23 protein-coding genes are annotated in these 17,353 nt (G+C 36.1%); 18 read left to right on the top strand and 5 right to left on the bottom strand.

The window, feature by feature from the left end; translation table 11 throughout:
• Nucleotides 1–198: 198 nt before the first annotated feature.
• Nucleotides 199–354: a small acid-soluble spore protein SspO gene (gene sspO, locus QYB95_RS05525; protein ID WP_301137255.1), complete on the bottom strand. Its 156-nt coding sequence runs from the start codon at nucleotides 352–354 to the stop codon at nucleotides 199–201.
• Nucleotides 355–1,039: 685 nt separating this feature from the next.
• On the opposite strand from sspO, the gene QYB95_RS05520 reads away from it, so the two are divergent.
• Nucleotides 1,040–1,258: a hypothetical protein gene (locus tag QYB95_RS05520; protein WP_301137254.1), complete on the top strand. Its 219-nt coding sequence runs from the start codon at nucleotides 1,040–1,042 to the stop codon at nucleotides 1,256–1,258.
• A gap of 213 nt (nucleotides 1,259–1,471) precedes the next feature.
• On the opposite strand, the gene QYB95_RS05515 is transcribed toward QYB95_RS05520, so the two are convergent.
• Nucleotides 1,472–1,726 carry a GlsB/YeaQ/YmgE family stress response membrane protein gene (locus tag QYB95_RS05515; RefSeq protein ID WP_301137252.1) on the bottom strand — a complete coding sequence of 85 codons (255 nt, stop codon included), beginning with the start codon at nucleotides 1,724–1,726 and terminating at the stop codon, nucleotides 1,472–1,474.
• Nucleotides 1,727–2,032: 306 nt separating this feature from the next.
• Between QYB95_RS05515 and QYB95_RS05510 the strand changes: the two genes are divergently transcribed.
• From QYB95_RS05510 to QYB95_RS05435, 16 genes are all read left to right on the top strand, one after another.
• The gene (locus QYB95_RS05510; protein ID WP_301137251.1) at nucleotides 2,033–2,188 is read left to right on the top strand and encodes a hypothetical protein; all 156 of its coding nucleotides are present in this window, start codon (nucleotides 2,033–2,035) and stop codon (nucleotides 2,186–2,188) included.
• Between the two features lie 171 nt (nucleotides 2,189–2,359).
• On the top strand, nucleotides 2,360–2,548 hold the full coding sequence (locus QYB95_RS05505) for a hypothetical protein (RefSeq protein WP_301137250.1): 189 nt from the start codon (nucleotides 2,360–2,362) through the stop codon (nucleotides 2,546–2,548).
• Between the two features lie 227 nt (nucleotides 2,549–2,775).
• On the top strand, nucleotides 2,776–3,222 hold the full coding sequence (locus tag QYB95_RS05500; RefSeq protein ID WP_301137249.1) for a hypothetical protein: 447 nt from the start codon (nucleotides 2,776–2,778) through the stop codon (nucleotides 3,220–3,222).
• Nucleotides 3,223–3,338: 116 nt separating this feature from the next.
• Nucleotides 3,339–3,887 (top strand): hypothetical protein, encoded by a 549-nt coding sequence (locus QYB95_RS05495; protein ID WP_301137248.1) that lies wholly within the window; start codon nucleotides 3,339–3,341, stop codon nucleotides 3,885–3,887.
• A 195-nt stretch (nucleotides 3,888–4,082) separates the two neighbouring features.
• Nucleotides 4,083–4,397 carry a MazG-like family protein gene (locus tag QYB95_RS05490; protein ID WP_301137247.1) on the top strand — a complete coding sequence of 105 codons (315 nt, stop codon included), beginning with the start codon at nucleotides 4,083–4,085 and terminating at the stop codon, nucleotides 4,395–4,397.
• Between the two features lie 372 nt (nucleotides 4,398–4,769).
• Entirely contained in the window at nucleotides 4,770–6,698 is a 1,929-nt protein-coding gene (locus QYB95_RS05485) for a SpoIIE family protein phosphatase (RefSeq protein ID WP_301137246.1), read from the top strand.
• 229 nt (nucleotides 6,699–6,927) lie between these two features.
• Complete coding sequence (locus QYB95_RS05480; protein WP_301137245.1) at nucleotides 6,928–7,443, top strand: YtxH domain-containing protein; 516 nt, start codon at nucleotides 6,928–6,930, stop codon at nucleotides 7,441–7,443.
• 199 nt (nucleotides 7,444–7,642) lie between these two features.
• On the top strand, nucleotides 7,643–7,786 hold the full coding sequence (locus QYB95_RS05475) for a hypothetical protein (protein ID WP_301137244.1): 144 nt from the start codon (nucleotides 7,643–7,645) through the stop codon (nucleotides 7,784–7,786).
• Between the two features lie 96 nt (nucleotides 7,787–7,882).
• The gene (locus tag QYB95_RS05470; protein WP_301137243.1) at nucleotides 7,883–8,104 is read left to right on the top strand and encodes a hypothetical protein; all 222 of its coding nucleotides are present in this window, start codon (nucleotides 7,883–7,885) and stop codon (nucleotides 8,102–8,104) included.
• A 204-nt stretch (nucleotides 8,105–8,308) separates the two neighbouring features.
• Nucleotides 8,309–8,725: a DUF4181 domain-containing protein gene (locus QYB95_RS05465; protein WP_301137242.1), complete on the top strand. Its 417-nt coding sequence runs from the start codon at nucleotides 8,309–8,311 to the stop codon at nucleotides 8,723–8,725.
• Nucleotides 8,726–8,959: 234 nt separating this feature from the next.
• Complete coding sequence (locus tag QYB95_RS05460; protein ID WP_301137241.1) at nucleotides 8,960–9,493, top strand: GrpB family protein; 534 nt, start codon at nucleotides 8,960–8,962, stop codon at nucleotides 9,491–9,493.
• A gap of 14 nt (nucleotides 9,494–9,507) precedes the next feature.
• On the top strand, nucleotides 9,508–10,164 hold the full coding sequence (locus tag QYB95_RS05455) for a uridine kinase family protein (protein ID WP_301137240.1): 657 nt from the start codon (nucleotides 9,508–9,510) through the stop codon (nucleotides 10,162–10,164).
• A 212-nt stretch (nucleotides 10,165–10,376) separates the two neighbouring features.
• A complete protein-coding gene (locus tag QYB95_RS05450; protein WP_301137239.1) occupies nucleotides 10,377–10,631 on the top strand; it encodes a hypothetical protein in 255 nt (84 codons plus the stop codon).
• Nucleotides 10,632–10,825: 194 nt separating this feature from the next.
• Entirely contained in the window at nucleotides 10,826–11,116 is a 291-nt protein-coding gene (locus QYB95_RS05445; RefSeq protein WP_301137238.1) for a hypothetical protein, read from the top strand.
• Between the two features lie 53 nt (nucleotides 11,117–11,169).
• The gene (locus QYB95_RS05440) at nucleotides 11,170–12,330 is read left to right on the top strand and encodes an FAD-dependent monooxygenase (protein WP_301137237.1); all 1,161 of its coding nucleotides are present in this window, start codon (nucleotides 11,170–11,172) and stop codon (nucleotides 12,328–12,330) included.
• Nucleotides 12,331–12,526: 196 nt separating this feature from the next.
• Nucleotides 12,527–13,792: a glycosyl hydrolase family 18 protein gene (locus tag QYB95_RS05435; protein ID WP_301137236.1), complete on the top strand. Its 1,266-nt coding sequence runs from the start codon at nucleotides 12,527–12,529 to the stop codon at nucleotides 13,790–13,792.
• A gap of 168 nt (nucleotides 13,793–13,960) precedes the next feature.
• Here the strand turns inward: QYB95_RS05435 and QYB95_RS05430 are convergent, their stop codons facing one another.
• From QYB95_RS05430 to QYB95_RS05420, 3 genes are all read right to left on the bottom strand, one after another.
• Nucleotides 13,961–14,530: a DUF2812 domain-containing protein gene (locus QYB95_RS05430; protein ID WP_301137235.1), complete on the bottom strand. Its 570-nt coding sequence runs from the start codon at nucleotides 14,528–14,530 to the stop codon at nucleotides 13,961–13,963.
• The gene (locus QYB95_RS05425) at nucleotides 14,517–14,837 is read right to left on the bottom strand and encodes a PadR family transcriptional regulator (protein WP_301137234.1); all 321 of its coding nucleotides are present in this window, start codon (nucleotides 14,835–14,837) and stop codon (nucleotides 14,517–14,519) included. Before QYB95_RS05425 ends, QYB95_RS05430 begins: the two co-directional genes overlap by 14 nt.
• A 790-nt stretch (nucleotides 14,838–15,627) precedes the next feature.
• Nucleotides 15,628–16,116, bottom strand: coding sequence for a pyridoxamine 5'-phosphate oxidase family protein (locus tag QYB95_RS05420; protein WP_301137233.1), 489 nt, complete (start codon nucleotides 16,114–16,116; stop codon nucleotides 15,628–15,630).
• An 870-nt stretch (nucleotides 16,117–16,986) separates the two neighbouring features.
• Between QYB95_RS05420 and QYB95_RS05415 the strand changes: the two genes are divergently transcribed.
• Nucleotides 16,987–17,349, top strand: coding sequence for a Na-translocating system protein MpsC family protein (locus QYB95_RS05415; protein ID WP_301137232.1), 363 nt, complete (start codon nucleotides 16,987–16,989; stop codon nucleotides 17,347–17,349).
• Nucleotides 17,350–17,353: the final 4 nt, after the last annotated feature.

The following is a 17,353-nucleotide window of genomic DNA, read 5'->3' as shown; positions in this document are numbered from 1 at the left end:
GGATAACAAGTACTTTCACCCTTCTCGTGTAAATAATAATACGATGTCCTCGGAAAGAGATTGTGCGAATGTATTATTGTAAGCGTCAAATAGCCCCCACCTTAGTAAAGATGGAGGCTTGTTGAATCATTTTGATAACTTATTAAACACGATACACGTAATAGGTAATGTAATTCTTGATCGAAGCATCATTTTAACTCATTGCCGTTTCTTAGTTTTCTTATTATTAAGTCTCTCTGCCGCTGTCAAGGGTTCGTTTGCAAGCTCATGATCAAACTCCCTTGATAAATTCTTCCTTACTGCTTGTTCATCACTAACGTTTCCACTTAAATTTTTCTTCGGGCTGTTACTCACTATATACACCTCCATGATTTTAGTTTGCCACGTGGTGTCCTTAGTATGCTTTTTTTGTTAAATCTTATGAAACTTGTTTTGCCATTGATTATCCCTATAAAAATTTTTATTGAACAATACGAAGAAACACGTGGAGTAACTTATTCAATAATCGGACGCAATTCTTCCATAAGGAGATCGCTTTTTTTCCGTAAAAGGGCCAGATTATTGAAGAGCAGCATTTCCAATTGAGGATCAAATTTAGTGATCACTTTTTATTGCGAAGAACATACTTAACCGAACAAGGCAGGATATCTCTGACAAAGGATAAGAAAGTGGTGATAAAATATAAATAACGAGGAGGACTAAAAGGAAATATTTAACGAAATTGTTCGCTTGTTTATTTTGTATTGTGTTATTAACGGGGTGTAATTTTATAGGGGAAAACTACGATTTTACTCCTCAACGGTATCTCTTATATATAGTGATGTAGAATTGGAAGAAGCAAATATCAATTGGCATACTTCAGAAGAAGTTGCCGTTAAAACAGACGATATTTTTAAATTAGCTGAAGAATAAGAACAAGCGGTAGCTAAAGCTGGTGAAAGTGATAGTATTCAATTTGATCATCAAGATTTTTCACTAAAAAGTCTACCAGAAAAGTCTTGCCCGGTATGAAAAATTTTATCAGAGGAGGTTAGATTAGATGGAATCACTATTTAGTAGTTTCATTGGAGTAGTGATCATTGTATTTGGTTATATATTGCTAGTGAAAATTATATCGAAAGTGTATCACTGGATTAGATGGCAGCGAATGAATCCAACGGAACGCAAATATGAAAAAATCAGACAGCAAAGACGCCGAAATTATAATGCGAGCAGTAAAAAATCATACGATGCATCGCCCCCTGGTGGTGGGGATTGATTAGAAGACTTCCTTAAAAGGGACACAAAATGAAAAGTGCGTCTTTCTTCATGAAAAGGGCCAGATTGTTAAGTAAATAAGAACAAAGTAAAAAGCGGTCCTCCACAGACTAGATCGTGGAAGACCGCTTTTTATTATATACGGTCACTCTTTATTGTTGCTTACATATAATTCACTTAACCGTATAGAGATAAACTAAAAATCCATTTACCATTATGAAGCTCTACGCATTGATTTCATAATTAAGCTCACAATGAATACTAGTATAATTGCTCCAATTAAAGCAGGTAAGATGTAGAAATCAGAAACTTTAGGCCCCCAACTTCCAAGAAGCAACCCACCAATCCAAGCACCAATCACACCAGCGATAATATTACCAATAATTCCACCTGGGATATCTTTCCCCATAATCATACCTGCAAGCCAACCGATAATCCCGCCAATAATTAAAAACCAAATAAAGCTCATAATTTCATCTCCTATTATAAAGTTTATATTTTGCTATAGTTTTTTATAACCTTTATTAAATCCCTTCAAACATTTAGGTGGAAAAATTAATGAATTTCAAGGGGAAATTGTAACGCCAAACGTTTGTCGAAATTGCAGAGGATGGTGGTTTAAACAGGATTGCACTTAAACTTAAGGGGCCGTTTTCTTTAATAAATCGGGATATCCTGTCTTACTTCAAAATGGAGAATTGGGGATAAGTTGAAACACTTTCACTTCTTAAACGTATTAAAGTACAGATCTCGGCTTTTGGAGGGAGGGTAAAAAGTGGCAGAAAACAAGTTTGGTAATTTAATGTTGCTTCAAATACTTTTTGCAACCTTTGTTTTGTTCATTAGTATATACAGTTTGCTTACGGAAAACTTCACCTTGCAACCGTTGATGTTCATACTTATGAGTGCAATGTCTTTCATTATGGCGTAGCGTGAATATAAAAGAACCCAGGGCTTATTGAGGCCTATCTTCTATCTGTGCATCTCGCTCTTTGCTTTTTTCGTAGCGTTTAACGGCGTATGATAAATTAATTAAAGTAATACTCAACTAAAGGGTTGCACCCCTAATTACAAGAAATTAATAAAAAAAAGAGGCTTGATCATGAAAACAAACACATTTCTTATTCGGTTAGCAATTATGATAATTATTATTTTCGGGATAACTTTTACCATTCGTTATTTTAGAACTGGTGAACTATTATTGGACCAGATTATTGGAGCGGTGGTTGGCGTGATAATGCTATTTGCCACATTGATTTGGAGAAAATTAAGCATGAAGGAGCAACGTTAGTGAACGAACATCAAAAACCTAGTTACACCATTAAAGGGCGCAATTCTTGAATTGGAATTGTGTCATTTTTAGTAATAAGCTATTTTATTTGATAGCACAAATAAATATTTTGGATATTTATGTTAATATTGTAAGTGATAGTAAAGGGTTTTTCTTGAAGAACATACAGTTGAAATCACTTTATATAAATGTTTATGGAAATTAAGTAACAGGAGTTGTGGATTCCTATGGGATTGTTTGAGGTTAAGGATAACAAAGATATTGAGAATCTTTTGAATACGTTTGGAGGCTTTCATGATAGTTGTTTAAAGGAATTGTATATGTGGACTGAGAGTTTTGTTAATGATAATTTATCGATGTCTCCAGTACCTGATACCAATGTCCGAATCCTCTTTCAGAGACAGTATCGTAATCCTTCCGCAATCGAATTATTATTTAGGGGTGTGGCTCAATTTCATATTGTTCCAAGTCCTGAAAATTATGATTCAATCATCCATGATGCAAAATTGATTTTACACAAAGGCCTCCTTTATTGGGCTGATGACAATAGTTGGGACCCCGGAAATTCAATACTAACTGAAACTAGCTGGCTATCAGCTAAGCGTTTATACTGGCGTGATGTTAGTTCTTGGATGGGTAAAGAAAATCGATATGGCATAATTAGTGACTTCTAAATTCCTTTCTTACTGTCCAGTCGGAATTTCTTGAGGCTTTTATAGGCTGTAGAAGAGGGTGAAAATTGTTGTGGTAGTATGGGTTCGTTATAAAGTGGATAAAAAAAGGGGACATTATGAGGATTAAAATAATGGGGCTATTGATAATAGTTTCAATACAGTCATTTCTGGTAGGTTGTTCAAAAAATTCCATAGAAACTGAAGAATACAAAGGAATGGACTTAAAAATCGGTGTAATTGGGGAAATTCCGGAAGTTCGAGAAAAGAATATTAAATTTGTAGAGTTGGAATTAAAAGACATAAAGGAGCCGCATCGCCTTGAAGAATTGGATGCAGTATTTATTATGAAAGAAAATCTCATAGAAGCTGCAAATGATAAATACGTTGAAAGTTATCAATCAGGAGTGCTTCCATTTTTCTTTATTGAATCTGAAAAATCATACCTCCCTTTTGTGGTAGCAGGTGCATCTTATGAAGGGACAAAAGATGTTCAAGACGGTTCATATGCAACTGGTTATCTTAATGATCCTAAAACCAAAGGAGAAATGAAGTATTGGGGATACGGATTATATAATGATATTTGGAATGAAGAAAACATAAAAGATGCTTATAGTAGAATATTTGATACCATTTCAGAATTAAATATAGTTAACAATAAACTGTAACAACTTTTATTTTGGGTAAGCTTTCATACTACTAAAATATTGAACAAAACCAGCTAATAGAAGCTGATCGTTATTCAATTTAGGCGCAATTCTGAAGTAAGAATTGTGCCTTTTTCATAATGGGGCCAGATTGTTGAGTAACTTGAATTATTGAAATAAAAGAAGGATGGATCGAAAAGTAAGGAGTGGCTTGCATTGAATATTTTAGAATACCAAAAATGGATTACGGATTTTTACAAAAAACGAGAATGGTATGATTTAAATGCGTTTATCAGAGTCAATTTTTTGACGGAAGAAGTAGGTGAAGTATCAAAAGCAATCCGTACAATTGAAATTGGTCGCGACCGTCCGGATGAAGCAGCAATTTCCAAAGAACAGCAAGTTGAGAACTTAAAGGAAGAGCTTGGTGATGTGTTGGATAATTTATTTATCTTAGCGGATAAGTACCAAATTGATTTAACAGAGATTATGGAAAGTCATAAAGAGAAATTGACAAAACGCTACCAATAATACATATTCAAGATTTTGTAGAAGAGGCTGAGAGTGTACTAGAAACAATCATTCTCTTCTTTTTAACAGAAATGATGTTCTGACTTTTCTGACAACTAATGGTATGTTTAGGGGAAGGGAACTGTTAAAGCAATAAAGATTTATATAAAGGTAGAATGAATTTGTGCGCTACTTGGAGAGTGAAAGCCTACTTTATTTCTTTTTTTTTGCGCGCAATCACCTTAAAAGCAGGTATAATGGGGATAGAGAACAGAGGTTCATATATATATTTGAAATCTATTAAAACTAATAAAATAGAAATGACATGGCGATTAGTAGGGCGCCTTGCACCAAGATTAGAAAAAAGGTTTACCCAAAGGCTGGAGGATAGCTATGATTGCTTTTATTCAAAGGATGGCACCACATACAAGGTTGCTTGCACTGGTGTCCATCCTCTTTTTTGTTTTACTAAACTTCCAGATTGATTTTTTCTCGGAACTTTATCAGCCAATTCGCCATAACCATTTAGCTCTTCATGCAATTCTCGAGATGGTCAGCATTTTTGTGTCCATTACGATTGCCCTTCATGGCTGGGTTCCTTTCAAAGAAACGATGTCAGCAAATTGGTTGCTGTTTTCATCCGTGTTTCTAGTTGTGGCGCTGCTTGATTTAATGCATACATTTACTTTTGCAGGGATGCCTTATTTTATTATTGCTAGCAACTCGCAGGCATCTATATGGTTCTGGGTGGCAGCTCGCTTGACGGAAAGCATCATTTTTTTAATTGTTATATTGTTGCCGCTCAAAACCAGAGTGAAATTTTCCAGCGGAAAGTATTTCTACCTGTTCGGACTTCTGTATTTCTTGGTCGTGTCGTTCGTCATCTTTCGCTTCTATGCAGACCTGCCGCTTATAATTGACAATGGGCATCCGACTCTGCTGAAAAACGGCTTTGAATACTTGGCTATGATCATCCATGTTGCAGTGCTCTTTAAAGTAATCTATGGCGGGTCCACCATGATTTATAGGGAAATCGCCCTTGCTTCGTTTTACTTGATTCTGTCTTCCTGGCTTTTCACTTCTTACGAAGAAATGAATGAATACCGCAATATGGCTGGTCATATTTTTAAAGTTCTTGGCTACTACTATCTGCTGAGACATATGTATTACAGGAAGATTGAAAAGCCCTATGCAGATTTGCATGATCTAGGCGCGAGGCATGAGCTTTTGCTGAATTCGGTCGCTGAAGGAATCTACGGTATCAACAAGGAGGGCAAAGTGACATTTATCAACGCGTCGGCTTTAAGAATGCTTGGCTATGAGCGGGCTGAAATTCTTGGACATGATTTTCACGACCTAATTCATCGAACAGCCGAGGGGAGCCGGTTCGCCAAAGAAAATTGCCTTACTTCACAAACAGCGCTTGACGGAAAATCACGCAACTCAAAGAATCAGTTTTTCAAGCGCAAGGATGGCCTTATTTTTCCGGTATCGATGAAAACAGAACCGATGCTCGAGAATGGGGAACAGAATGGCACCGTTATTACCTTTTCCGATCTTTCTTTTGAGCTGCAATTTGATGAGTTGCAACGGGAGAAAAGGCAATTCGAACTTGAGCTGAATTTGGCCGTAAAACTGCAGGAATCTCTCAATCCCCAGCAAATGAAATGGAAAGACCAGGAAGATGTTGGTGCGGTGAGTGTGCCCTTTAGAACGCTGAATGGCGACTTTTACACCATTGTCCCACGTGGTAATCTGCTAATGATGGCAATTGCCGATATTTCGGGTAAAGGCATTCCGGCTGCAATTCAGAAATCAATGATGGTTTATGCTCTGGAAGATTTTAATAGCCGCTATGAACAGCCGCATGATGTGCTTACCAGCATGAATACATTTATTCATGACTATACCAGCGACTATTCATTTGTCACAGTGACGATGGTGAACTACAATAAAGCGACACGGTTGTTTTCCTATTCCACAGGAGGACATGAACCGATTTTATGGTACAGGGCCGGGTGCAGTGAATTGATTGAGCTGCATACGAAAAATCCTGCACTGGGCATTTTTGAGGATAGTCTCTATACGACCCAAAGTGTGGAGCTCGAGCCTGGTGACCTAATCATTCTCTATACAGACGGCGTAACCGAGTGTAGAAACGAAGATTCCCCTGATGGAATTGAACTGCTGTGGGAAGCGTTAATGAGGATGGACCATACCCAGCCGGGCGATATCCTCGCGCAGCAATTGCTTGATGAAGTTAATCAGCTGCGGCCAAATGAGGTTCATGATGACCAGACGATTATAATATTGAAGGCTTGATTGAGAAGCTGAAGAACCGGGTGCCAATGGTGCCTGGTTTTTATATGTTTTAAGATAGTAAAGTTGCTGTGAAGATGACGGGAAAGACTCCTCATACTTCTTTCTCCATTCAGCATGACTTTTGGTTAGCTGGTTACCTAAGAATTTGCCCAAATAGTTTAAATAATAAAATATGGGGCACTTAAGGAGTAAGAGAAAAAATCCACAAAAAATACAGGAGGAATTGTCCATGACACAAACTGCAGCTTATAATAATGAATTGACAACTATGGAAAATGAAAAAAACGGAAAGTTTTTAAAGGGTGTCCTAATAGGGGCGGTTATTGGCGGCGCACTTGCAATGCTTGATTCGAACACAAGAAACAAGATCACTTCCACAACCAAAAACATGAAAGACTCGACAATGGATATGTACAGCCAAGTCAAAAACAATCCATCAGAAGTGAAAAACGACCTGCAAGAGCGAATGAAATCTGCTTCTTCCATTCTGAAAGAAGCAATCAGCGATGCGCAAAACCTTTATGAAAAAGTGAACGAGAATATAGTTGTGCCAGCTACTCTGGTAAAGGAAGAATCAAGTGATATTCTTTCCAATGCCAAAGAAGTCATCTCTTCTGATTTAAAGGATATCGGTGGAAAAGTGAAAGAAGCCGGCGAAGAAGTGATCGATGGCAGTAATGGACAAAGCAACAGTTCGAATAAGGATGCTTCCAATCCTAAGAACACTGCTGGAACTAACAACTAGTAAATGTGGGAACAATCAGGTTAATTTCAAAAATCGGTTTATGCCGATTTTTTTTTGTAAATTTTACATAGAGACCATCAGAATACATGACCTCAATAATTTGGCACAATTCTTTAATAAGGAGTGTGTCTTTTTCCGTTTTATTGAATAACAACTTTCTGAAATTTTTGGGGATATATGGTAAAATGGGAATTGCGAAATGATGAACTTAGGAGGTGAAAATATGAATAAAGAAGTGAGTAAAAAAGAAAAACAGGATTTACAGCTAGCTCTATACGTATTTCCTGCAGCTGGTATTGGTGCTCTTATTGGTTTACTAACATATATTAATGACTGGCTCTAATTAACAATAGATAATAACCTCATAAGAATTTTGGTTTTGATGAATGCAGATACATTTAAATCAAACATTATTGCCGAACGGATTGGAGGTTGAACTATGGGAGAGAAGAAAAGAGGTAAAAGACAGATAATAGTAATCATCATAATGATTTTACTGATGGTAGCGTCCTTTGTTTCCATGTTCCAGGGTTATTACCGAGCTGCTTTTGTTTTCTTTGGAATTTTGGTGGCAATCATGAGTTTCATCGGTAGCCGGGCAGAAATTGATAATAGAGTTTATCTTCATACGAAAAATTATAAGAATAATAACCGGTGGTAATTCTGCTTGTAGGGTGTCCTCTAGCCAAAGAAAATTGCGAAGTTTGCAGGTAAATGAAGAAGCTTTTAATTGAACATTTCTCAAAAAGGGCGCTTCGCTTGAATAAGGAATTGTTTTTCCACTCTACAGAACTTTTTTCGAAATAAGATACATGGTGATAAAGGGAAACCCTTAGGTGGTGATTCATTTATGTGGAGTGTTTTATTGAATTTAATTTTAGTATTATCTATTTTTGGACTTTTTCTTTTTTTCATTAATAAACCTTTAAGGAAACGGCTTAGAGTTGAAAAGAAAAAAATGTTTTCCTATAGTCATGTAAATGAGAAACACAAAAAGATTGATTGGGCAATTCGAATTCTTTTCATTGTATTTATACTTGTTGATTTCTTCTTAAATGTTACAAGTGATCCTCTAGAACATATTTGGTTTTTAGAATCACATGTTCTTGTATTTGCATTAATATTTATAACTGAAATAGTTAGAATAATCATGGAGAAAAAGTATGCAGAAAACAGAAATGATTATATTTTCACGACCATTCAATTAGTGATCTTAGCATCATTTGTAATATTCATTTTCTCGACTGATTTTTTTGGATTACTGAATAACAAGGAATACTAATGTAGGCAATCAGGGCCTTTATTTTGAAAAGGGCTACACTTAACATTTCTGATGAGCTTAGTTGAACAAGGATTTACTGCATGTACTAAAAAATATAACCGTTAGAGAATGAATTCTTTCTCTAGCGGTTTTCTTCACTAAGTTAATTCTAACACAGTAGTTAATTCCAGAAATCGGCAGGACATTTTCGCTTTATTCGTCTTGTTCAGGTGAGTAAACAAAGGGGGATATTATATGAAATTGGGACTAAAAAATAATGAAGTAAGAATTGTACCTTTTGACGAAGAATGGAAAATTGAATTTTCAAAGGTGAAGACAGAAATGCAAGCTGTCTTGGAAATTGACGGAAATCGTATAGAGCATATTGGAAGTACCGCAATTTTTGGAATAAGTGCAAAGCCGATTATTGATATTTTACTTGGTGTAGAGGATATTACTAACATTGATAAAGAAATGGAAAGAAAACTTCGTAAGATCGGTTTTTACCGATTACGTGTAGAAAGACCGAATGAAGTAGTATTTGCCAAATTTGAAGATGAAACTTTCGATGTTAAAACACACTATGTTCATGCAGTAGTTTTTAAAGGGGAATTGTGGGAAAACCTCGTCTTTTTTAGGGATTTTTTAAATGCAAATAGCGATAAAAGAATGGAATATCGCAATCTTAAAAAAGATTATTTGCGACAAACTAACACGGCAACTATTCATGAATATACAGCTGTTAAAGAGGAGTTTGTTAAAGATATTTATGCAAAAAGACTCTTATAGCTAGGGGGAGAGAGATGAATAAGTTATTGCAAGAAATAGTAGAGTGGATCCGACTGGCCGAGGAACGGCTTGTTATTGGTATTTCAGGACATGGGGCTGCAGGAAAAACAACGTTTGCCAATAGGCTTGTAAACCTACTAAACCAAAATGAAGTGAATTATATTAATACAGATCCATATATTGTGAGTTCAAGCATAAGAAAGCATGCAATGATTGACTATACATATCAAAATGAAGATCACCGTTTCAAAATGACGGCTTGCCATCCATCAGCTCATCATTTGCCTTCTTTAGAAAGGGATATTTGGATGGTTAGAGCTGGTTTAGATTTATATACGCTAGCTACGCATTTTATGAAAAGCGAGTTAGTCTCTTCGAAAAATAAAGTAACGATTGTCGAAGGAATGAGTGTCGCATTTATTAATCCGGATTTATTTGATCTGAAAATTTACTTTTATACAGATGGTGAAACTGAATTATTGAGAAGGTCGAGCCGTGATATTGTTGAAAGGGGCGCCAATCTCAATTATTTAAGGCACTCTCATGAAGAACGCCGGATTCAATACGAAGTATTTATGCACCCATACAGTCAGCATTTTGATGTTATGATCAAATCTCTTGATGAAGCAATATGTGTAGAGAAAAATACATTTAAATTTAAAAGCAAATAATTTTGTGCAAGATTTCTTCTATATTAGTAAGATTAAAATGAAATCAGGTCTTCTGTTAAAGGGTGCGATTCTTCTAAAGAAGGATCGCTTTTTTAATAATGGGTCAATTAATCAAACCAGCATTTTGAAACTTTTTACTGAAATAAATGTCTAAATTTAAGGGGATGGACTTGAAAAGCATTCAGTCATTTTAAACAGGAGAAAAAAAAAATATGAAAATCATGAGCAGTTACTTTTTTATTTTACTTCCGGTTGCTTTTTTAATTGGTTGCATCTCAATAAATACTAATACTGAAACAAGTGAAATTAACGGTGGAAACGATCTGACATCAGGTCTTTTTTCATATTCAGATAGCAATTTTATTTATGTGGATATCTCAAAAGCATTTATTAAGTACGCAAAAGAAAGTAATCTTTCTTACGAAGATGATCAAAAACAGATTAAAGTTAAAAGAACAAGTACCTAGAAAATTGTAAACCAAAAAGGAGAGTCTCTTGCTTTGAAGAATTTACAGCAAGGGGATACTGTTTATATAGAATATGATATTGCGAACTATAATGCTGATAATATAGAAATAGAAAGACAGAAAATATTAGTTGATTAAATAATTCAAAAAGCGATTTGCCTATTTATAAAGCAACTATGGAGGTTAACATAAAAATGGAAAGAATCATTATCATTTTATTCATCGCATTCCTTGTTGGAGGTATGGTATTGACTGGATTAAAGAAGCTAGCCCCAACGTATTATCTAGAAATATTCTTTTTTATTGCCATGCTATTAATAAACGTCGTAACAATACCATTTGCTCTACTAGTAGGAGCATTGGCAGGAGATGATGGAACTTCTGAATATGCAGGAGCGATAGGCTTCTTGGCAGTTGAAGGATTCCCGTTCCTGTTATTGATACTTAGTTTATATTTACTTGGTCGAAAGGTAATGAGTAAATAGCAAATACTAAACAAGATAAAAAAATTTAGTTAGATGCTAAGGGAGCGAAGGAAATGGGGTTTAAAGGAAGGATTGCCATTGTTGGGGGCGGCATTGGAGGTTTATGTACGGCAATTGCTCTACAACAGGCTGGGATAGAGACCGTCGTTTTTGAAGGTTCATCAGAAATTAAATCCGTGGGAGCGGGTTTAGGTATAGGCAACAATGCTATAAAAGCATTAGCAAAACTTGACTTGGATCAACAAGTAATTGAAGCCGGAAGAATACTTGAGGCAATGATTATTTATGATGAAACTGGAAAACAAATCAATAAAATGGATACGAAGTTTATCAGTGAACAATTTGGCACAGATAATGTAACCATCCATAGAGCAGCATTGCATGGAATTCTGCTTAGAAATCTTAAGCAAGAAACCGTTTTATGCGGGAAGAAGTGTGTGGATTTCTTTCAAGATGAAAATGTAGTCAGGCTAACATTTGAGGATGGGTCGGTAGCAACGGCAAATTATGTTATCGCATCAGATGGAATTCATTCCCTGTTCCGTAAAAAGCTTATCCCTGATTCATATCCTCGATATGCCGGTTATACCTGCTGGAGAGGTGTTGCTGATGTTGATCAAATCAAACGTTATCAGAATGCAGCTTCAGAAACGTGGGGACCGAATGGGCGCTTTGGCATTGTTCCACTGGCCGGACAAAAAGTATATTGGTTCGCTTGTGTAAATGCTCCATATAATGATTCGGAAACTGCCAGGTTAAGAAAAAATGAAATCTTTACCCTGTTTAAAGATTATCATGCCCCTATCCCTGAGCTGATCAATCTAACGAAAGCTGAAGCCATACTTCATAACGACATTATTGATATTGTTCCTATTAAGCAATTTGCGTTCGGAAGAATCCTTCTAATTGGGGATGCCGCACACGCAACAACTCCGAATATGGGGCAAGGAGCCGGTCAGGCAATTGAAGATGCCATAATTCTGGCATCGTGCATAAGTAAATTTTCAAGTATGGAAGATGCCTTTAAGCATTTTGAAAAATTGAGAGTAAAGAGGACAGCTAAAATAATCAAAATGTCCCGACGGATTGGAGAAGTAGCGCAGTCAGAAAATCGTATCTTTATAAAATTAAGAGATTATCTGTTAAGACGTGTTTCTTCGAAAAGCCAGTTAAAAAGATTGAAGTTTCTTTACGACAATAAACTTGATTCATAATAGGTTCAAAGTATGATTAAGGATGAAAGGGAAGGGGGGAATGAGAACAAAATTCATCCCCAGCCCCACTCCCAAATCTGGATTGACTCAGTTTGATCATGATTATAATAGAGTATTAAATATGTCGGTATCCCCCATTTTTAGGTGCTATTTAACGAATGCAGGACCATATACTGGGAACAAGGGGGTGAAACGAATGACCGTTCATGTTGTCAAGAGGGGAGAATCCCTATGGCAAATTGCAAATCTCTATCAGGTTCAGGTTTCTACTATTGTTGAGGTGAATGGTTTGCCTTCCATGAGTGCCATCATACCCGGTCTTGCTCTTTACATTCCAGACCAAGCTGTTGTTCAGAACAGACCTTATACAGTCAAAGCAGGGGATACGTTTTGGCAGGTAGCTAATCGTTTTAAAACTACGATACAAGCTATATTACAAGCAAATCCAGGGTTAGATCCAAGTCAATTAACTATTGGCCGGAGAATCCTGCTTCCAACTCCACTGAAACCCCAAATTGAAACGCTAGGATTTATTATCCCATACTCACCACAGTCCGCTTTACCAATTCTTCGGACTTTATCCAATTCGCTTACGTATATAGCAGTTGTTTCTTATTCGTTCACATCACAAGGCTATGCCTATGTGCTATTGGATGATACACAGGTCGTTAGGGAAAGCAAGAGTCTGGGTGTCAGGCCTCTTTTAATGATTCGCAACTTTACATCCGAGGGTTTTAGTGCTGAATTAGCGGGGAATGTGTTTGCTAATCCAGTTTACCGGAGAAATTTAATAGATAGTTTACTGCGGTTTGTGAATGAAAAAGAATATGACGGAGTTTCCCTTGATATTGAATTTATTCCTCCAGCACGAAGGGGAGATTTTAATCGATTGCTAACTGAATTAAAAGCTGCTCTTGGTACACGCATTCTACATGTGAATGTACATGCAAAAACAGAAGACCTTCCAACGAATCGTATTGTAGGAGCCTATGACTATCAGGCAATTGGATCGATAGCGGACGTAGTAGCTGTTATGACAATTGATTATGGATATCCAGGCGGTCCGCCCGATCCGATAGCCCCGTTGTGGTGGATGCATCAGGTTGTCCGGTATGCAACAAGTTTGATTGATTCCCGTAAGGTACAAATTGCTTTTCCGTTGTATGGATATGATTGGCGGATAATCGATAATACGACCACGGCTTTGTCGGTTAATGGGGCCCAAAACCAGGCAATCTCTGCCAACACAGTGATTGAATTTGATCAGGCAGCTGCCTCACCATGGTATCGATATTGGAAGGGGAATGAGGAACATATCGTTTGGTTTGAAGATATCAGAAGTTATCAGGAAAAATATAATTTAGTGGACCAATATCAATTGTTGGGTGTAACATACTGGCAATTGAACCTGCCGGCCCCTCAGAATTGGGTTTATTTAAATAATCGTTTTACTGTTACGTAGAGCAACCGAACCCGGGTTGCTTTTATTATTGCGTATAAAGGCTCAATTCTTTTGTAAGAAATGCGAATTTCAAATTTCACCTATATTGCGAAGTAAACAAAAAAATAAGTCCCTATATAAGGGACATTCATCAGGAAGTTGAATAGCTTCTCTCGTATTAGGTAAATGCTATTTCTCTTTTAATGTTGAGTATTGGCGATATGCATGGTAGTAGTTGATGCCAAAGAATAGTATCATGAATAAGGGAATTGCTTTAAAAATGGCAAAAGGTGTTTCAAATAAAAACGCTTTCCAAAACAATGATCCTTCCATATCCCAAAGCCCCTGAGTTTGATATAAACTTGAATCCTCATAGATCATATAGCTAATGATCAAAAACGTAAAAGCCAGCGATAATGAGTAATTCATTAATCGTTTATAGTAATGTACAAAGGATTGACGATCCGAGAAAATCTCATTTTGACTATCGGCTGTTTTTTGCCAATAATGGATACTGCCAAGTCTCGAACCTCTAATATGTGTCCACCCGAAATCCTCGTATATCATCTTGTATTCTTTGTATTTATCTGCTGATAAATAATCCTGATAATCCAGCCGTATAATATGGGCTTTATCTGTTCTTTTAAATGTATAGAGTCCTACTCCACTAACGTTAGTACATTGATACCCTTTTTGTAAATGCTCATTTAACCATTGCTCTTCTTTTAAAATATTTAAAAACAATTTAAATTTCCTCATCGCTCTCACTCATTTCATATAATGATAAAATATGGAGTAATCTTTGATGCTCGATCTTCAAAATTGTCAGGCCATCCTCTGTAATTTTGTAAACTTTTCGTCTACCAGTCTCTCCGGATACTGGCTCAATCCAGCCATGCTTACTTAAATTCTCGATCGCTCCATATAAAGTGCCCGCAGCCAAGATCACTGTGCCTTTACTCATTTTTTCGATCTTTTGCATAATGGCATATCCATGAAGCGGTTCGCGTAGAGCCAGTAAAATATAGTGCATGGTTTCGGATAACGGCAAAAGTTTATGTTTCATCTACTCACCTACTATTCAGTTTGACTATATAGTTGAACTTAATAATAGTATATACAGTCCAACTGAATAAGTAAACAAATTTTCCTTAAAATTTTTACACGAATTTTAAAAATTAAAGGATGTGAGAAACAAAACAATGAAGAGGGAAGGGAAGATTGGATAGTAAGAGGGATCTTACTCTGCTTCTGAAGCATTGGAAGATTTAGAAGAATTGAGAGCATTAAAAGGTTGGGTGGCCTTTGAGTAAAAGGCAGGGTTAAGAAGACCGCTTATTTCGTTAGGGGCTCAACTGTGTACAGTAATATGCAATCGGGATTGTGAAGGAGAAGGTTTTTTTGTAATGATATGGAATACCTTAATGGATATCAATTACAAAATGAAAGTTTGCAATACTGATAGGAGTGGTCTAAGTGGAATTCGCCAACTTTGTTCTCGATTTTACGGGGATTTTTACTGTTGTATCGGTATTGACGTTAATATTTTCGTTCCTGTTCAAAGCAAAAAAGGAACTGATATTTATCATTTATTATTTAATTTTATTAGTTATGGTAAATTATTTTGTTATTACCCAGAAAAATTTTATTTTTGAGAATTTCCCTAAACAAGGATATGGAATAGTGGTACTGTTACTGCTTAGCTACTTTGTCTTTTTTAGAAGTTTGTTTATGTATATAAGGGGTAAGAAATCAAAAAGAGAAGTTTAAAAATTCTCTCTTACTTTACTATGGGGTTCTGAACCTAGGAATCAATGCAAAATGGATTGTCCTATAACCAGACAACCCATTTTTTGTTAATCATTTAATTCCAACGTGTCATTAATATCTGTTGACTGAGAACTTTGCCCTGTCATGCGTTTATAGTAGAAGGCAACCTTCTTTATGAAATTTCCTGAATCCCAATATTCGGCTGCGTCCACCTTTACTTTGATCAAGATCAAGTTCGGATCATCATAGGAAGTTTGCATAATTTTCTCGTATGCTTTGCTCCACAATTCCTTTTTCTTTTCTAAATCTTCAACGATTTCCGCTCTACCACGGACAGAAACATAGGATTTACCTACATATGCTACATTAACATCTTGATCATGTAATATTTCTTCATATTTATCCGTATCTTTTTTAGTGAAAAACCATAAGTCGCCATCAAACTCTACTTCCTGTGTCTTCATGGGACGAGAAACAAGCCCATCTTCTGTTGACGTAGTCAACATAGCTATGTCGATATCTTTAATTAATTCTCTCATTGTTTCGATTTCTTCTTGTTTCATCATGTTATCCATTTCAATCACCCTTTCATGGTAACATATTACCCCCTCTACCGAATTTTAATCATGACTTTCCTTCTAATTCAAAGCCCAATCCTATCCCACTAGGAGAAAAGGTGAGGGGCAGCTGGCATTGTAATCATACAGTCAGCATTTCGGCATTTAGCAATATCAACGGGGCAAAATGCTTAGTTTTACTACGATTCTAAAGGAAAGGTGAACCGAACAGTAGCAAAGCGCTAGTTATCACGACGATTCAGTAGGAGAAGTAATTCGAAAGGTAGCAAGTAATGATATTTTTGTTTCAAGAACAGAAAATGCAAAGAAAGGAAGAGAAAAGTAGAGGAAAAATACAAATTAAACCTTGACATAGAGCTAACTAAGTAATAAGATTTATAATATAAATAGAGATTTATACATTCCTATTATCTTAGGTTTGATAGTCAACCCGCTTTGGACATTGATTATCAATTCAAAGAATAAAGGAAACTAAAAAATCATTGTAAATAATAGGTAGACTATTTAAAAAACCTAGACTAGGTTAGTTAAAAGTAAACCGACAATTTTCAAGATTTAATGGTTTGATTATTTGAAACCATTATCTTTTTAATTGTCGGTTTTTATTTTTTTACAAATGAAAGCAGCAAGTGACTCGGTATAAACAATTTATATGTTCAACACCTTGGCTTCGATTTGCATCATTTTGGTTTTAGAGGGACATGGGAGAAGTTTATAAGTTATTTGTCCGTTCAAAATCGAGACTTATACCATATAGGAAGAAACATGTTTTTAGATTATAGTTAAAGTAGAAGATACAGACTATAGCGGAGTTTCGAAAAATATATGTATAACGATTAAATGAGCAATGGAAGGAAGGAAGTTATTATGATTAAAACAAAAGGTGTTCTTGAAGCCGAGATCAGTAAAGTATTGACTCATTGGGAGAAAAATTATCTAGGGCGCGGTTCCGTGTCGGTTAAATCAGATATCCTGCGGGATATGGTGGTTGTCGTGTTGAAAGGGGTCTTATCACCAGCTGAATATTCAGTATGCCAAGAAAAAGAGGGCCTATTATCAGTTAAAAAAATGCGAAATAGCCTGGTGGAATCAGGGGTGGAAGAAATAAAAGAAGTAATAGTAAACCTAACAGGTATGGAAGTGGTAAGTTTTTATACCGATCTGAGTACAGTTACCGGGGAACGCATTATGGTCTTTAAGCTTTCTGATGATTTGCAAAGCCAATTATGATGTA

The organism is Ureibacillus aquaedulcis, from assembly GCF_030418165.1.
Taxonomy (GTDB): domain Bacteria; phylum Bacillota; class Bacilli; order Bacillales_A; family Planococcaceae; genus Ureibacillus; species Ureibacillus aquaedulcis.
This window is presented reverse-complemented; position numbering and strand designations above follow the sequence as displayed.

Bases quoted from the DNA above. Each gene is read 5' to 3' on its own strand.
- QYB95_RS05520 (WP_301137254.1), top strand. From the start codon at position 1,040: ATGGAATCACTATTTAGTAGTTTCATTGGAGTAGTGATCATTGTATTT.
- QYB95_RS05515 (WP_301137252.1), bottom strand. From the start codon at position 1,726: ATGAGCTTTATTTGGTTTTTAATTATTGGCGGGATTATCGGTTGGCTT.
- QYB95_RS05505 (WP_301137250.1), top strand. From the start codon at position 2,360: ATGAAAACAAACACATTTCTTATTCGGTTAGCAATTATGATAATTATT.
- QYB95_RS05500 (WP_301137249.1), top strand. From the start codon at position 2,776: ATGGGATTGTTTGAGGTTAAGGATAACAAAGATATTGAGAATCTTTTG.
- QYB95_RS05495 (WP_301137248.1), top strand. From the start codon at position 3,339: ATGAGGATTAAAATAATGGGGCTATTGATAATAGTTTCAATACAGTCA.
- QYB95_RS05485 (WP_301137246.1), top strand. From the start codon at position 4,770: ATGATTGCTTTTATTCAAAGGATGGCACCACATACAAGGTTGCTTGCA.
- QYB95_RS05480 (WP_301137245.1), top strand. From the start codon at position 6,928: ATGACACAAACTGCAGCTTATAATAATGAATTGACAACTATGGAAAAT.
- QYB95_RS05475 (WP_301137244.1), top strand. From the start codon at position 7,643: ATGATGAACTTAGGAGGTGAAAATATGAATAAAGAAGTGAGTAAAAAA.
- QYB95_RS05470 (WP_301137243.1), top strand. From the start codon at position 7,883: ATGGGAGAGAAGAAAAGAGGTAAAAGACAGATAATAGTAATCATCATA.
- QYB95_RS05460 (WP_301137241.1), top strand. From the start codon at position 8,960: ATGAAATTGGGACTAAAAAATAATGAAGTAAGAATTGTACCTTTTGAC.
- QYB95_RS05455 (WP_301137240.1), top strand. From the start codon at position 9,508: ATGAATAAGTTATTGCAAGAAATAGTAGAGTGGATCCGACTGGCCGAG.
- QYB95_RS05450 (WP_301137239.1), top strand. From the start codon at position 10,377: ATGAAAATCATGAGCAGTTACTTTTTTATTTTACTTCCGGTTGCTTTT.
- QYB95_RS05445 (WP_301137238.1), top strand. From the start codon at position 10,826: ATGGAAAGAATCATTATCATTTTATTCATCGCATTCCTTGTTGGAGGT.
- QYB95_RS05440 (WP_301137237.1), top strand. From the start codon at position 11,170: ATGGGGTTTAAAGGAAGGATTGCCATTGTTGGGGGCGGCATTGGAGGT.
- QYB95_RS05435 (WP_301137236.1), top strand. From the start codon at position 12,527: ATGACCGTTCATGTTGTCAAGAGGGGAGAATCCCTATGGCAAATTGCA.
- QYB95_RS05430 (WP_301137235.1), bottom strand. From the start codon at position 14,530: ATGAGGAAATTTAAATTGTTTTTAAATATTTTAAAAGAAGAGCAATGG.
- QYB95_RS05425 (WP_301137234.1), bottom strand. From the start codon at position 14,837: ATGAAACATAAACTTTTGCCGTTATCCGAAACCATGCACTATATTTTA.
- QYB95_RS05420 (WP_301137233.1), bottom strand. From the start codon at position 16,116: ATGGATAACATGATGAAACAAGAAGAAATCGAAACAATGAGAGAATTA.
- QYB95_RS05415 (WP_301137232.1), top strand. From the start codon at position 16,987: ATGATTAAAACAAAAGGTGTTCTTGAAGCCGAGATCAGTAAAGTATTG.